The sequence below is a fragment of the Marinobacter sp. Arc7-DN-1 genome (assembly GCF_003441595.1).
GTDB lineage: Bacteria > Pseudomonadota > Gammaproteobacteria > Pseudomonadales > Oleiphilaceae > Marinobacter > Marinobacter metalliresistant.
Map to the genome: position 1 here is coordinate 2646468 of NZ_CP031848.1, position 14640 is coordinate 2661107.

Annotated in this window: 7 protein-coding genes; 5 read left to right on the forward strand and 2 right to left on the reverse strand. The window is 59.2% G+C overall.

Features of this window, described 5'->3' with window-relative positions; translation table 11 throughout:
* Window positions 1-82: 82 nt before the first annotated feature.
* Together recB and recD are read left to right on the forward strand one after the other, a co-directional pair.
* The gene (gene recB, locus D0851_RS12460) at window positions 83-3802 is read left to right on the forward strand and encodes an exodeoxyribonuclease V subunit beta (RefSeq protein ID WP_117618934.1); all 3720 of its coding nucleotides are present in this window, start codon (window positions 83-85) and stop codon (window positions 3800-3802) included.
* Window positions 3799-6066, forward strand: a complete 2268-nt coding sequence (recD, locus tag D0851_RS12465; protein WP_117618935.1) for an exodeoxyribonuclease V subunit alpha — start codon at window positions 3799-3801, stop codon at window positions 6064-6066. Before recB ends, recD begins: the two co-directional genes overlap by 4 nt.
* On the opposite strand, the gene D0851_RS12470 is transcribed toward recD, so the two are convergent.
* Window positions 6053-7864, reverse strand: coding sequence for an ABCB family ABC transporter ATP-binding protein/permease (locus D0851_RS12470; RefSeq protein WP_117620392.1), 1812 nt, complete (start codon window positions 7862-7864; stop codon window positions 6053-6055). The two genes, recD and D0851_RS12470, sit on opposite strands and share 14 nt — an antisense overlap.
* A 253-nt stretch (window positions 7865-8117) precedes the next feature.
* On the opposite strand from D0851_RS12470, the gene D0851_RS12475 reads away from it, so the two are divergent.
* The 3 genes from D0851_RS12475 to D0851_RS12485 all read left to right on the forward strand — a co-directional run bounded on the left by D0851_RS12475 (window position 8118) and on the right by D0851_RS12485 (window position 12119).
* Window positions 8118-9848, forward strand: a complete 1731-nt coding sequence (locus D0851_RS12475) for an ABC transporter transmembrane domain-containing protein (RefSeq protein WP_117620393.1) — start codon at window positions 8118-8120, stop codon at window positions 9846-9848.
* Between the two features lie 89 nt (window positions 9849-9937).
* Entirely contained in the window at window positions 9938-11215 is a 1278-nt protein-coding gene (gene gabT / locus D0851_RS12480; RefSeq protein ID WP_117618936.1) for a 4-aminobutyrate--2-oxoglutarate transaminase, read from the forward strand.
* A 151-nt stretch (window positions 11216-11366) separates the two neighbouring features.
* Entirely contained in the window at window positions 11367-12119 is a 753-nt protein-coding gene (locus D0851_RS12485; RefSeq protein ID WP_117618937.1) for a VC0807 family protein, read from the forward strand.
* A 92-nt stretch (window positions 12120-12211) separates the two neighbouring features.
* Here D0851_RS12485 and gyrB read toward each other — a convergent pair whose 3' ends face one another.
* Window positions 12212-14626: a DNA topoisomerase (ATP-hydrolyzing) subunit B gene (gyrB, locus tag D0851_RS12490; protein WP_117618938.1), complete on the reverse strand. Its 2415-nt coding sequence runs from the start codon at window positions 14624-14626 to the stop codon at window positions 12212-12214.
* Window positions 14627-14640 lie beyond the last annotated feature (14 nt).

Consider the following 14640-nt stretch of genomic DNA (forward strand, 5'->3'; position numbering starts at 1 on the left):
CCATGCGAACTATCTACAAACTACCTCTGAGCGTCTACGTCTTCCTCGCTGCAGAACTTTGGTATGGCGTATCTTTCCCAAAATGAACAACCACACCCTTGGCCGCAGTCTGAACCCCCTCGCCCTGCCCCTGAAAGGCAGCGCCCTGATCGAAGCCAGTGCCGGCACCGGCAAAACCTTCACTATCGCCATCCTCTACGTACGCCTGGTGCTGGGCCATGGCCAGACCCAAGACAGCCCGCTGCAGAATCTGCTTCCGCCTAACCTGCTGGTGGTTACCTTCACCGAGGCTGCCACCAAAGAGCTGCGAGACCGTATCCGCACCCGGCTGACCCAGGCCGCCGAGGTGTTTTCCGATGCCCCCGACGAGTCCGATCCGCCGGCCGAAACGGCACTGATTTACCAGCTTCGGAATGAAGGTTACCCGGACCCGGCCACATGGCCAGACTGCCGCAAGAAGCTGCTGCTGGCCGCCGAATGGATGGACGAAGCCGCAGTGTCCACCATCCATAGCTTCTGCAACCGCATGCTCAGCGAGCACGCCTTCGACAGCGGCAGCCTGTTCAAGCTCACCCTGGAAACCGACCAGAGCGAACTGCTGGAGGATGTCACCCGGGATTACTGGCGCACCTTTGTGTACCCGCTGCCGCCGGCGCTGATGGACGAGGCCCTGAGCCACTGGAAAACCCCGGCCGACCTGCGTAGGGCCGTGCGCAACCTGATCGATGATCCGGACAGCCTGGGCACCCCGCCGGAAAACGTGCACCAGGCCATCAATCAGGTGGTCAGCCTGCGTCAACAGCAATCACAAACGCTGAAGGCCCATCCCTGGGACCGGTGGCAGGCAGAGGTGATCGACCTCCTGAACGACCTGAACAAGAGCAAACGGCTCCATGGCGCCAGCAAGAACGCCATGGTCAAGGTCTGGGACACTCTGATCACGTGGGCGGAATCCGACGACCTGTTACCGGACAAGATAGACAATGCCGCCGGGTTCAAAAACCAGACGCCTGAGGGCCTCGCCAATATTCTCAAAGGCGAGGAGCCCGCTCCCCATCACCCGGCATTCGAAGCCATAGAAGCATTGATGGACTTTAGCCAGAACCAGCCCAGCGCCAAATCCGACATTTTGCGCCACGCCAGCCACTGGATTGCCGAACGGCTGGAATCGGAAAAGCAGAAACGCTCGGAGATGGGCTTTGATGATCTGCTCACCCGCCTGGACGGAGCCTTGCACGGGCCCCGGGGTGATCAGCTGGCCGCCACCATCCGCCGCCAGTTCCCGGTGGCGCTGATCGACGAATTCCAGGACACCGACCCGGTGCAGTACCGTATCTTCAACCGGGTCTACAATGTGGAAGGCAGCGATCCGGACACCTGCCTGCTGATGATCGGGGATCCTAAGCAGGCCATTTATGGTTTCCGGGGCGCCGATATCCACACCTACCTTCTGGCCCGCCAGGGCGTAAAAGAGCGCACCTACACGCTGGGCAAGAACTTCCGCTCCGCCAAACCCATGGTGGCTGCGGTGAACCGGGTGTTTGAACACAGCGACCAGCACAGCCGCGATGGCGCTTTCCTGTTCGGCAAGGGCGACAACTCACCCTTGCCATTCCAGGGTGTGGCCGCCAACGGCACCAAACGCCTGTGGTCGGTAAACGGCGAGGTTCAATCCAGCCTGATGTTCTGGACGCACGAATCCGGGGAAGAGGGCAAAGACGGCAACCCGAAGGGCCTGGCCAAAGGCACCGCCACCGCCGATGTCGCCGAAACCTGCGCCAGCGAGATCGCCCGTCTGCTCACGCTGGGCCAGGCCGGGCAGGCCGGCTTTGCCCTGCCGGAGAACCCGGCAGATCTGGAACCGGTAACCCCCAAAGACATCGCCATTCTGGTCAACAACCGCAACGAAGCCAGCGCGGTGCGGGATGCCCTCGGCCGCCGGCGCATCAAGAGCGTGTACCTGTCGGACCGGGATTCGGTGCTGACCTCACAGGAAGCCAAGGAAATGCTGTGCTGGCTGCGGGCCTTCGCCGAGCCCCGGCAACTGGCCTGCATTCGCGCGGCGCTGGCCACCCCCACCCTGAGCCAGTCCTGGCAGGCCCTGGACCGGTTGCTCACCGACGAGATTGCCCTCGAGCGGGAAATCGAACGGTTTATGGGCTACCAGCAGCAATGGCAGAAACAGGGTGTACTGCCGATGCTGCGCAGTTTCCTGATGGATTTCGGGGTGCCCGGCCGGTTGCTGCAACGGGCCGATGGCGAGCGGCGGCTGACCGACATCCTGCATATCGCCGAACTGCTGCAGCAGGACAGCCTGCAACTGGACGGCGAGCATGCCCTGGTGCATCACTACACCCGGATTCTGCGGGCGGCGGACGAGGAAGACGAACACCGCACCTTACGCCTGGAAAGCGACGCCGGACTGGTAAAGGTGATTACCGTGCACAAGTCCAAGGGGCTGGAATACCCGCTGGTGTTCCTGCCCTTTGGCACCGCTTACCGGGCCCAGAGCGAAAAGCAGGCCTTTGTGCGCTACCACGATGACCAGGGCAAACTGGTCACTGTCTTCGACCCCAACGCCGAAGACGTTGCCAAGGCCGACCGGGAGCGTCTGGGCGAGGATATCCGCAAGCTCTACGTGGCCCTGACCCGGGCCCGGTTTGCGACCTGGGTAGGCGCTGCTGCCCTCGATAACTGGCCGCAAAGTGGCCTGGGTTATCTGATCGCCGGTGAAGCGGGGAGTCGGATCACCGACTGCCTGACCCGGCTGAGCGAAGGCCAACCGGAAATTACCATAACCCCGCTGCCGGAAGCGGAACAGACTCAATACAGCGAACCGGCGCCGGAGGCCCTGGGCCCGGCGTTGGAATCCACCCGTGAGGCGAAAGAGGACTGGTGGATTGCCAGTTACTCCGCCATCGAATACACCGGCATGGCCGGCACCGGAGTTGCGTTCACCGGTGAGGTGGAGAACGCCCAGACCCAGAACCTGCTGGAGGAAAGCACCCAGGAAGACGGCGAGCAGACAGCACCGATGACGGCTCATCGAAACCAGCACAATTTCCCCAAAGGCGCCGGCCCCGGCACCTTCCTGCACGAACTGCTGGAATGGTGCAGCCAGCATGGCTTCCAGCGGGTTGTGGATAATCCGTCCACACTCCGGGAACAACTTACACGCCGGTGCGGCACCCGGGGCTGGAATGACTGGGTGGACCCGCTGGAACACTGGCTGCAGGCGCTGATCACCCGGCCACTACAACTGCAACGCTCTGGCACTGAAAGCGTCAGCCTGGCAGACCTGGCCACCCTGCGCCCGGAACTGGAATTCTGGTTTGAGAGCCGCAACGTCAGCATCGGCAAGCTCGACCAGCTGGTGACCCATTACACCCTGAACGGCGCCGACCGGCCCCGAGTGGAGGAGAACCGCTTTAACGGTATGCTCAAGGGCTTTATCGATCTGGTGTTTGAACACAACGGGCAGTATTACGTGCTGGACTACAAATCCAATACCCTGGGCGAGGAAGACAGCGCCTACACTGATCAGGCCATGGGTAACGCCATTCTGGATAAACGCTACGACCTTCAATATGTGCTGTACCTGCTGGCACTGCACCGGTTGCTGAAAGCCCGGCTGCCCGGTTACGACTACGACCAGCACATCGGCGGCGCCGTCTACCTGTTCCTGCGGGGGGTCAATTCCACCACCGGTGGCGCCTTTACCGACAAACCACCGAGAGCGTTGATTGAACAGCTGGATGCCCTGTTTGATGGTGAATCCGTGCCAGGGAGGGTGGCCGCATGAGCCGTACCCGCACTCACACCCACAATACCGAAAACCAGATCGCGCTGGATTTTGGGGATTCCACCCCGCACGTCGCCCCCATGCCCGGGCCGGAAAACAGGGCCGTTGACACCTCTGGTTTGCTCACCAGCCTGGATAAAACCGAGGCTCTGCTCCAGCAATGGCAACAGGCAGAATGGCTACGCCCCCTGGATGTGGGTTTTGCCCGGCTGATCTGTGAACTGTCGGAAGAGCAGGGCGAACGCCCCAATCCACTGGTTCTGCTGCTGGCGGCATTGACCTCCCATCAAGTGGGCCGGGGCCATGTCTGTATTGATCTGGCCAACCTGCTGGCGGATACAGGCAACACCCTGTCGCTGCCGCCGGAGGAGCCAGTTCGCGACACCCTCACCGAATCCGAAGCGGCCGGGCTGAGCCAGCTGAAACCCGGCGATCTGCTTACGCGGATTACCCTGGCCGATTGCCAAGCCGCCCTGAACGGTTCTCTAGCGGTTAGTGATGGCTCACTGACTACTCCCCTGGTAGTGAACGAGACCCGGCTCTACCTGCGCCGTTTCTGGCGCTATGAACAGCGCATTGCCGAAGGGATTCAGCAGCGTCTGGCCCTGCCATCACCCCTGGCGGAGCCGGATTCCGCTCCGGCCCAAACCCTGTCCAAAACTCTTGACCAACTGTTCCAGTCACCGGAACCGGTGGATTACCAGAAACTCGCCTGCGCCCTGGCCGCCCGTAACCGCTTTTCGGTGATCACCGGCGGCCCCGGCACTGGCAAGACTACCACCGTGGTCAACCTGTTGGCGGCGCTGCAGGCAGTAGCAGGTGAGTCCCCGGAACGGGCCGGCCGGAAATACCGCATTCGTCTGGCCGCCCCCACCGGCAAGGCTGCCGCCCGCCTGAACGAATCCATTGGCGGTGCTGTCAGTCGTCTGCCACTGGACCAACTGCCGGGCAACATACAGCTGGAGGATATTCCCACCAGGGTCACCACCCTGCACCGCCTGCTTGGTAGCCGGCCGGATACCCGCAGGTTCCGCCACAACCGCGACAACCCGTTGCTGGTGGACATTCTGGTGATCGACGAAGCCTCCATGGTGGATGTGGACCTGATGGCCTCGGTGTTCGACGCCCTGCCCGCCAATGCCCAACTGATCCTGCTGGGGGACAAGGACCAGCTGGCCTCGGTGGATGCCGGTGCGGTATTGGGTGAGCTGTGCCAGCGTGCTCTGAAAGCGCATTACACCCCGGAAACCGCCCGGTGGCTTACCGCCATCACCGGCAATCAGGTTCCGGAGACCCTGATTGATCCTGGCGGCCAACCCCTGGACCAGGCCGTGGCCATGCTGCGCAAGAGCTATCGGTTCCAGCAAGACAGCGGTATCCGGGCGCTCTCGGACGCTGTGAACACCAACGCTCTTGATAGCGCTGTGCTGCACCAGATCCGGGAAGCAGAGTTCGAGGATGTGGTCTGGCTGAATGGCGACAAAGCAAGGCCAGATCCGGAGCAAACACAGGCGCTGATTTGCCGCCATGCCATTACCGGCACGCCGGAGGCTTTCCGCAACGCCGGGCAGGGTCGGGTATTGAATAACAAGGAGTTACCGCCGCCAGTCGGTTATTGCCATTACCTGAAACGGATGCAGGATCACGACCTGACAGAAACCAGTCCTCGCGAAGACTGGGATGCCCTGGCGGTTCGGGTTCTGGACGCCTTCAACGACTTTCAGATCCTCTGTGCCCTGCGCAAGGGTCCCTGGGGGGTGGAAGGTCTGAACGACCGGGTTGCCCGGCATCTGTTGGCGGAAAAGCTGATCCCCAGGGCGGAAGGCTGGTACGCTGGCCGGCCGGTGTTGGTCACCGGCAACGACTACAACCTGGGCCTGATGAACGGGGATATCGGCATTACCTTCAACGTGCCCTGGGACAGGACCGAATCCGGTGAACCCAAAGACACGCTGCGGGTCGCCTTCCCGAGCGGCGACAGCACCGGAGCCATCCGCTGGATTTCCCCCAGCCGGCTACAGCAACAGGAAACCGTGTACGCCATGACCGTGCACAAATCCCAGGGCTCCGAGTTCAACCATACCTGCCTGGTACTGCCGGACCGCCTCAGCCCGGTGCTGACCAGGGAGCTGATCTACACCGGCATCACCCGGGCGAAAAACTGGTTCAGCCTGATTACCGGCGACTCCCAGGTTCTGAAAGACAGCGTTGGGCAGCAGGTAATCCGCGCCTCCGGGCTGGCCAGGAGACTCAGCGAGGGCTAGTGTCTGTGTCGTCGCTACTCCGGTGCTGCTGCGCCCACAGATGGGCGTAGTGGCCACCGGCGGCCAGCAGCGCGTTGTGGCTGCCACTCTCGACGATCCGGCCGCCGTCCATCACCAGGATGGTGTTGGCATCACGGATAGTGGAAAGGCGGTGGGCAATCACCAGCGTCGTCCGCTGCTGGCTGACTTCCTTCAGTGCGCCCAGGATCGCCTGTTCCGACAACGAATCCAGGGAAGAGGTAGCCTCATCCAGAATCAGCAACGGCGGGTTCTTGAGAATCACCCGGGCAATGGCCACCCGTTGTTTCTCGCCACCCGATAGTTTCAAACCGCGCTCACCCACTTTGGTTTCATAGCCATCCGGCAGGCTGTGGATAAAATCTTCCAGATGCGCCAGGCGCGCTGCCCGGTACACCTCTTCTTCCGTGGCCTCTGGCCGCCCATAAGCCAGGTTCCGGTAAAGGGTATCGTTGAACAGCACCGTATCCTGGGGCACCACACCGATGGCCGATCTCAGACTGTCCTGGGTGACCTGGCGGATATCCTGACCATCAATGCGGATGGCCCCTTTATCGACATCGTAGAAACGGAACAGCAGGCGGGCGAGGGTAGACTTGCCGGCACCACTGGCGCCGACCACGGCCACCGTATGGCCGGCCGGAATGGAAAAATTCACATCCTGCAGAATCGGGCGATCCGGGCGATAGGCAAAGTGAATGTGGTCGAAGCGCACCTCAGCGTTATCCACAGCCAGTTCCCTGGCCTCCGGTGCATCCTGAATGGCCGGCTCGTCCCCGAGCAGTTTGAACAGCCGCTCGATATTGACCAGCGCCTGACGGATTTCCCGATATACAAAACCCAATGCATTCAGGGGAATAAACAGCTGCAACAGGTAGGCGTTGATCATGGTGAAGTCACCAAGGGTAATCGCGCCGCTCGCCACTTCCCGCACTGCCATGGCCATAATCACGATCATCGCCAGGCCGATGATCAGCGCCTGGCCCGAGTTCAGGGCCGCCAGTGACAGGCGGTTCTTCAGCCGTGCCTGTTCCCAGTCCTCAAGATCCACGTCGTACAACTGCGATTCATAGCGCTCATTGTTGAAGTACTTGACGGTTTCATAGTTAAGCAGACTGTCTATCGCCCGGGAGTTGGACTGGTTATCCCGGGCATTGGCCTCCCGCACAAACCGGGTACGCCACTCGGTAATTTTGATGGAAAAGACCACATAAACGGCCACAGCCACCAGAATGGCCAGGACATATCCCACATTGAACGCCACGAACAGGATGCCGGCGACCATCAGGATTTCCAGAAGGGTGGGGGCAATATTGAACAGGGTGAAACGCAGCAGGAAACTGATGCCGTTGGTGCCCCGTTCGATATCCCTGGCCAGGCCTCCGGTTTTTCGGTCCAGATGGAAGGCCAGTTCCCGGTGATGCAGGTGCTCGAAGACCCGCAACGACACCCGACGCATGGCACGCTCTGCTACACGGGCGAACACCGCATCCCGCAATTCGCTGAACAGGGTGGCCCCAAAACGCAGCGAACCATAAGCCACCACCAGTACCACCGGAATCCACAGCAGCATGTCCGCGCCACGGGTCTGGTCCAGATAGTCGACGATGTACTTCAGCGCCACCGGAGTGGCCACCGTTGCCAGTTTAGCCAGGACCAGCAATGCCAGAGCCAGGGCCACCCGGCCCCGAAACTCGGCCAGATAAGGCCAGAGACCGGCAATCACTTTCCAGTCGGGTTTGTGGTCAGCGGGATAATCGTTATCAGCGTAGGCTCTCACTGTTGCGAATAACTCCAAGGTTGGGGAGCGCGAGTGGGTGGTAGAGTGTCTTCCGGGACCGTCAAAAGCCATGGATGGCTTTTGCCGAGCGTACAGGGACCTATTTACAGCGTGTCCCGGAAGTCACTACCACCCACTCGCGCTCTACCCGGATGTATGATAGGTCCTGTTGGAGAACAAATCGTATGGTTGCCAGAGTCTACAGCAGCCGGCACTCAGGAGGCACATCATCAGAACCCGTCACCGCAAGGCCCTGAAACTGGTTATTGGATTTATCAGCCCCTACCGCCGAGCCGTGGCCGGTGCTCTGGTGGCGTTGATTTTCACTGCGGGAATTACTCTGGGTCTTGGTCAGGGTTTACGAATCCTTGTGGATCAGGGATTGGCCACCGAATCCCCTGAGAATCTGGCAAAAGCTATCGGTCTGTTTTTTGTGCTGGTGCTGGGCCTGGCATTCGGCTCGTTTACCCGGTTCTATCTAGTGTCGTGGATCGGCGAACGGGTGGTGGCGGACATTCGCAAGAAGGTATTCAACCACCTGATTGATCTTCATCCCGGCTTCTTTGAGCAGAACCGTGCCCTGGAAATCCAGTCGCGGTTTACCGCGGATACCACGGTGCTGCAGTCGGTGATTGGCTCCACCGTGTCCATTGCCCTGCGCAACGCCCTCATGCTGGTTGGGGGTTTGCTGCTCCTGTTCATTACCAACGCCAAACTGGCCAGTATCATTCTGCTGGGGTTTCCCCTGGTGATCGCACCGATCCTGTTTTTCGGCAGGCGGGTGCGGGCGCTGTCCCGTCTCAGTCAGGACCGGGTCGCGGACGTCGGCAGCTACGTGGGCGAGAACCTGACCCAGATCAAGACCGTTCAGGCCTTCAATCACCAGCCCCATGACCGGCGCTTTTTTGCCGGGGTTTCGGAAAAGGCCTTCGAGATTGCCCGGCAGCGTATCCGTCAGCGCGCCTGGCTGACCACTCTGGCCATTTCCCTGGTGATGGGGGCCGTGGGCATCGTCATCTGGATTGGCGGGCTGGATGTCATTCATGGCCGCATCAGCCCCGGTGAACTGGCGGCGTTTGTATTCTACAGCCTGCTGGTGGGGGTGGCGGCAGGCGCCATCAGTGAGGTGATTGGTGAACTTCAGAGAGCAGCAGGCTCGGCGGCGCGGCTGTTCGAACTGCTGCAAACGGAGCCGGAATTTGTTCGAAAGAATGCGGGCAAAGCCCTTCCGGATCCCATCAAAGGCGAGATCCGCATTGAGCACCTGGGCTTCAGTTACCCTGGGCGTCCGGAGCAGCCTGCACTCTCTGACTTTACCCTGGAGGTGAAAGCCGGAGAAACCCTGGCACTGGTGGGCCCGTCTGGCGCGGGCAAATCGACCCTGTTCGATCTGTTACTGCATTTTTACCAGCCCGATCAGGGCCGGATTCTGATTGACGGGATAAATACGGCTGACCTGTCTCTGGAATCCTTGCGCCGGTGTTTTGCCCTGGTGCCCCAGAACCCGGCGCTGTTTCATGGCACGGTGGCGGACAACATCCGCTATGCCCGTCCGGATGCGAGCCAGGGGGATGTCGAGCAGGCCGCACGGATAGCCTACGCCCATGACTTTATCCAGAGCCTGCCCAAGGGCTACGGGACATCCCTGGGGGATGCCGGCCTGGGATTGTCCGGCGGGCAGAAGCAGCGCCTTGCCATCGCCCGGGCCTTGTTGGCCGATGCCCCGATTCTCCTGCTGGACGAAGCCACCAGTGCGCTGGATGCGGAGAGTGAAAATCTCATTCAGCAAGCCATGCCAGCACTCACAACCGGGCGCACCACGCTGGTGATTGCCCATCGACTGGCGACCGTCAGAGACGCAGATCGCATCGCGGTTCTCGATCAGGGCCGCCTGCTGGCCGTGGGTACCCACGACGAATTAATGCGCCATAATGGTCTCTATCGGCGGCTGGCAAAACTGCAGTTTCGGGAAAACGCCGCCTGACAGCGACAATAGTCGGTTTGTTTCCTGTCACCGTACTACTTACACTGGTAGGTGAAACTTCTGAACCTGAACCCAGGGAGAATGGCAAAGTGAGCAATAAAGAATTGCAGGCACTCAAAGAACGCTACGTTGCAGCGGGCGCGGCAAGTCCCAATGAACAGTTTGCCGACCATGCAACGAATGCGGAGCTGTGGGATGCAGACGGCAAACGCATGATCGATTTTGCCGGCGGCATCGGCGTACTTAACATCGGCCACCGCCACCCGAAAGTGGTAGAGGCGGTAAAGGCCCAGCTGGACAAGCTGATGCACACCTGCCAGACGGTGATGCCCTATGAGGGCTACGTAAAGCTGGCGCAGAAGCTCAGCGAAGTGGCTCCGGTCAAGGGCCACGCCAAGGTTATGCTGGCCAACTCCGGTGCGGAAGCCCTGGAAAACGCAATGAAGATCGCCCGGGCAGCCACTGGCAAAACCAACGTGATCTGCTTCGATGGTGGTTATCACGGCCGTACCTTCTACACCATGGCCATGAACGGTAAAGCGGCGCCCTACCAGACCGATTTCGGGCCGATGCCAGGCACGGTTTACCGCGCACCATACCCGGTGCCGTATCACGGGGTCAGCGAAGACGAAGCACTTCGTGGTTTGAAGATGACCATGAAAGCGGACTCACCGGCCAACAATACGGCGGCCATCGTGATTGAGCCGGTACTGGGCGAGGGCGGTTTTTACGCCGCACCGACCAGTTTCCTGAAGGAAATCCGCAAGATCTGCGATGACAACGACATCCTGATGATTGTGGACGAAGTTCAGAGCGGCTTTGGCCGTACCGGCAAGATGTTTGCCATTGAACACAGCGGTATTGAGCCGGACCTGATAACCATGGCCAAGAGTATGGCCGACGGTATGCCAATTTCGGCCATCGTGGGTACGGACAAGCACATGGATGCTTCCGGACCAAACTCTCTGGGCGGTACCTACACCGGCAGCCCGACCGCCTGTGCTGCAGCTTTGGCGGTATTCGATGTGTTCAAGGAAGAGGACATCCTTGGCAAGGCCCAGGCACTCGGCGAAAAGCTGAACAAGCGTTTCAGCCAGTGGCAGGAGCAGTTCGAGCATGTGGATAACGTCCGCAACCTCGGTCCCATGGCGGCTTTTGAGCTGGTAGAAAGCAAATCCAGCCATACGCCGAAGCCGGAATTGGCGGCTGCGGTGACCAAGAAGGCCAAGGAGAAGGGGCTGATTCTGCTGAGTTGTGGTATGTACGGCAATACCTTGCGGTTCCTGATGCCGGTGACCATTGGGGACGATGTGCTGGAAGAAGGGCTCGCGATTGTGGAAGAGAGCCTGAAGGAAGTTGGGGCTTAAAACCCTTTAGACTTTCTGTGAAGATCAAAGCCGGGCTCAAGGGCCCGGCTTTTTTGTGCGCCTACGCAAGCCTTCGGATTCATCGTATACTGCGGTGAGTTCTCCGGCAGTGCCGTTCGGCCTGCTGTTGTTTCACCAACCAGGCTAAACCATGACCTCTCCGAGTTCCTCCAACATTCCGGACCACAAACCAAGGCCCTGGGTCGATCTGCTGGTCAGTATCATTATTCCTTCCGTGATCCTGATGAAACTCAGTGGCGATGAGCACTTGGGCAGTGTGAATGCCTTGCTGATCGGGCTCGCCTTTCCCCTGGGCTGGGGGCTGTTCGAGCTGGTTAAGTACCACAAGAAGAATTTTATTGCAGTGCTGGGTCTGATCAGTGTGGGGCTCACAGGAGGCATCGGATTACTGGAGCTGGATGCCGGCTGGCTCGCCATCAAGGAAGCAGCGATTCCTGCCATCATTGGTCTGGCCGTACTGATATCCACATGGACGAAGTACCCGCTGGTCCGGACCCTGCTGTATAACCCGAACGTACTGGATGTTGAGAAGATCCAGCGCTCTCTGGAAGAACACAATCAGGTCGACGAATTCGAACAACGGCTACAGAAGGCCAGCTACTTTTTTGCAGGCACGTTTCTGTTCTCGTCGATCATGAATTACGTGCTCGCCAAGTGGATCGTGGTCAGCCCCTCCGGGACCGAGGCCTTCAACGAAGAGCTTGGCCAAATGACGCTGGTCAGCTATCCCATGATTGCCATTCCCTCGATGGTGATGATGGTGCTCATTTTTTACTACCTGTGGCGCACCATTCGCCGACTGACCGGATTTACCCTGGAAGAGGTTATGGCGCCGCATCTTGCTGAAAAGGAAAAGTCCGCGGAATCGACGTCAAGGAAATAGAACAACGCTGATAACGGTAAATCCTGGACGAAAAAAAGCGGCGAAGGTTAGTAACCTTCGCCGCTTTTTTTACTCATCAGAACGTTGACGAATCAAATGTCCAGGTTGGTGACTTCCAGAGCGTTGGTCTGGATAAAGTTACGCCGCGGCTCCACATCGTCACCCATCAGGGTGGTGAATATCTGGTCGGCCGCGAAGGCATCTTCAATGGTCACTTTCATCATGCGACGGGTTTCCGGATCCATGGTGGTTTCCCACAGCTGATCCGGGTTCATTTCACCGAGGCCCTTGTAACGCTGAATACTCAAGCCACGCTGGGCTTCCTTCATCAACCAGTCCAGAGCGCCTTCAAAGGACAGAACCGGCTGCTTGCGCTCACCACGCTGGATATAGGCACCCTCTTCAATCAGGCCATCCAGGGTTTCGCCCATGCGGGCAATAGCGCCGTAGGAAGACGACTCAAAGAATTCATGGCTGAAGACGTGCTCATGGGGAATCCCGTGAACATAGATGGTGACCTTCGGCAGGTACAGATCCCGCTCGGGATCCTTAGTGACCGAGAACGTGTACTTGGTGCCGGTACGGGTATCCAGATCCAGCCCCTCGCCCAGGCGTGCGACCCAGCGGGTCACCGTTTCTTCATCCTTCAGGTGCTCTGACTTGAGAGTGATGTTCTGAAGCATCTGTTCCAGCACCTTGGCGGGATACGCCCGGGACAGCCTTCCGATCATGGCCATCACGGCCTGATAGTCCTTAACCATGGTTTCCAGCGCGGAGTCCTTGATCGCCGGTGCTTCAGGGTTTACGTACAGCTGTGCGCCTTCCAGAGCCGTCTGGGTGAGGTAGGCCTCCTTGGCTTTCTCATCCTTCAGGTACTGTTCCTGTTTACCTCGCTTGACCTTGTACAGCGGCGGCATGGCAATAAAGACATGGCCACGTTCGATGATTTCGCGCATCTGGCGGAACAGGAAAGTCAGCAGCAGGGTACGGATGTGGGAGCCGTCCACATCCGCATCGGTCATGATGATGATGGAATGGTACCGAAGTTTGTCCGGGTTGAATTCCTCCCGGCCGATTCCGCAGCCAAGGGCGGTGATCAGGGTACCGACCTCTGCTGAGGACAGCATCTTGTCGAACCGGGCTTTCTCCACGTTCAGGATCTTGCCCTTCAACGGCAGGATCGCCTGGGTCTTGCGGTCCCGGCCCTGTTTGGCACTGCCACCGGCCGAGTCACCCTCCACAATGTACAGTTCTGAAAGTGCCGGATCCTTCTCCTGACAATCCGCCAGTTTTCCAGGCAGGCCGGCAATATCCAAAGCGCCCTTGCGACGGGTCATATCACGGGCCTTGCGCGCCGCCTCACGGGCCCTGGCCGCTTCAATCATCTTGTTGACGATCAGCTTGGCTTCGTTGGGCTGTTCCTGAAGGTAATCGGCGAAGCTCTGATACAGCTCCTGCTCGACCGCAGTTTTCACTTCCGACGACACCAGCTTGTCTTTGGTCTGGGAAGAAAACTTCGGATCTGGGACCTTGACGCTGACAATCGCGGTCAGGCCTTCCCGGGCATCATCACCAGACGTAGCGACCTTCGCTTTCTTACCGAGGCCTTCGTGCTCGATATAGTTGTTCAGGGACCGGGTCAGGGCGGCGCGGAAACCGGCCAGGTGAGTACCACCATCCCGCTGGGGAATGTTGTTGGTGAAACAGTAAAGGTTTTCCTGGAAGGCATCGTTCCACTGCATCGCCACTTCCACGGCGATGCCGTCTTCACGCTCACGGTTGAAGTGGAACACCCGGTTAATCGGCGTCTTGTTGGTGTTCAGATGCTCAACAAATGCCCGCAAACCGCCTTCGTATTCAAACACTTCTTCTCTGCCGCTGCGCTCGTCTGTGAGACGAATGCGCACACCACTGTTCAGGAACGCAAGCTCCCGCAGGCGCTTGGCCAGAATGTCGTAGTGGAATTCGATATGGGTGAAGGTCTCCGGTGACGGAATGAAGTGAACCTTGGTACCGGATGCGTCGGTTTCACCAACGGGGCCCAAAGGGGCGTCCGGTACACCGTGGGTATAGGTTTGCTCGTAGACCTTGCCATCGCGACGAATGGTCAGGGTCAGGGTAGAGGACAAGGCATTAACAACCGACACGCCTACGCCATGCAGACCACCGGAGACCTTGTAGGAATTATCATCAAATTTACCACCGGCGTGCAGAACCGTCATGATAACTTCGGCGGCGGAGACGCCTTCTTCCTCGTGCAGGTCCACCGGAATACCACGACCATTGTCTTTTACCGTTACCGATTCATCGGGGTGAATAACAACGCCGATCTCGGAGCAGTGGCCCGCCAGCGCTTCATCGATGGAGTTATCCACCAATTCAAAGACCATGTGGTGCAGGCCTGTGCCATCATCGGTATCACCGATGTACATGCCGGGCCGTTTTCGCACCGCATCCAGTCCCTTCAAGACTTTGATACTGGAGGAATTGTAGTTCGATTCACTCATTCGGAAACTCCTGA

Coding starts and splice junctions, on each gene's coding strand:
- recB (WP_117618934.1), top strand. CDS start 83: ATGAACAACCACACCCTTGGCCGCAGTCTGAACCCCCTCGCCCTGCCC.
- recD (WP_117618935.1), top strand. CDS start 3,799: ATGAGCCGTACCCGCACTCACACCCACAATACCGAAAACCAGATCGCG.
- D0851_RS12485 (WP_117618937.1), top strand. CDS start 11,367: ATGACCTCTCCGAGTTCCTCCAACATTCCGGACCACAAACCAAGGCCC.
- gyrB (WP_117618938.1), bottom strand. CDS start 14,626: ATGAGTGAATCGAACTACAATTCCTCCAGTATCAAAGTCTTGAAGGGA.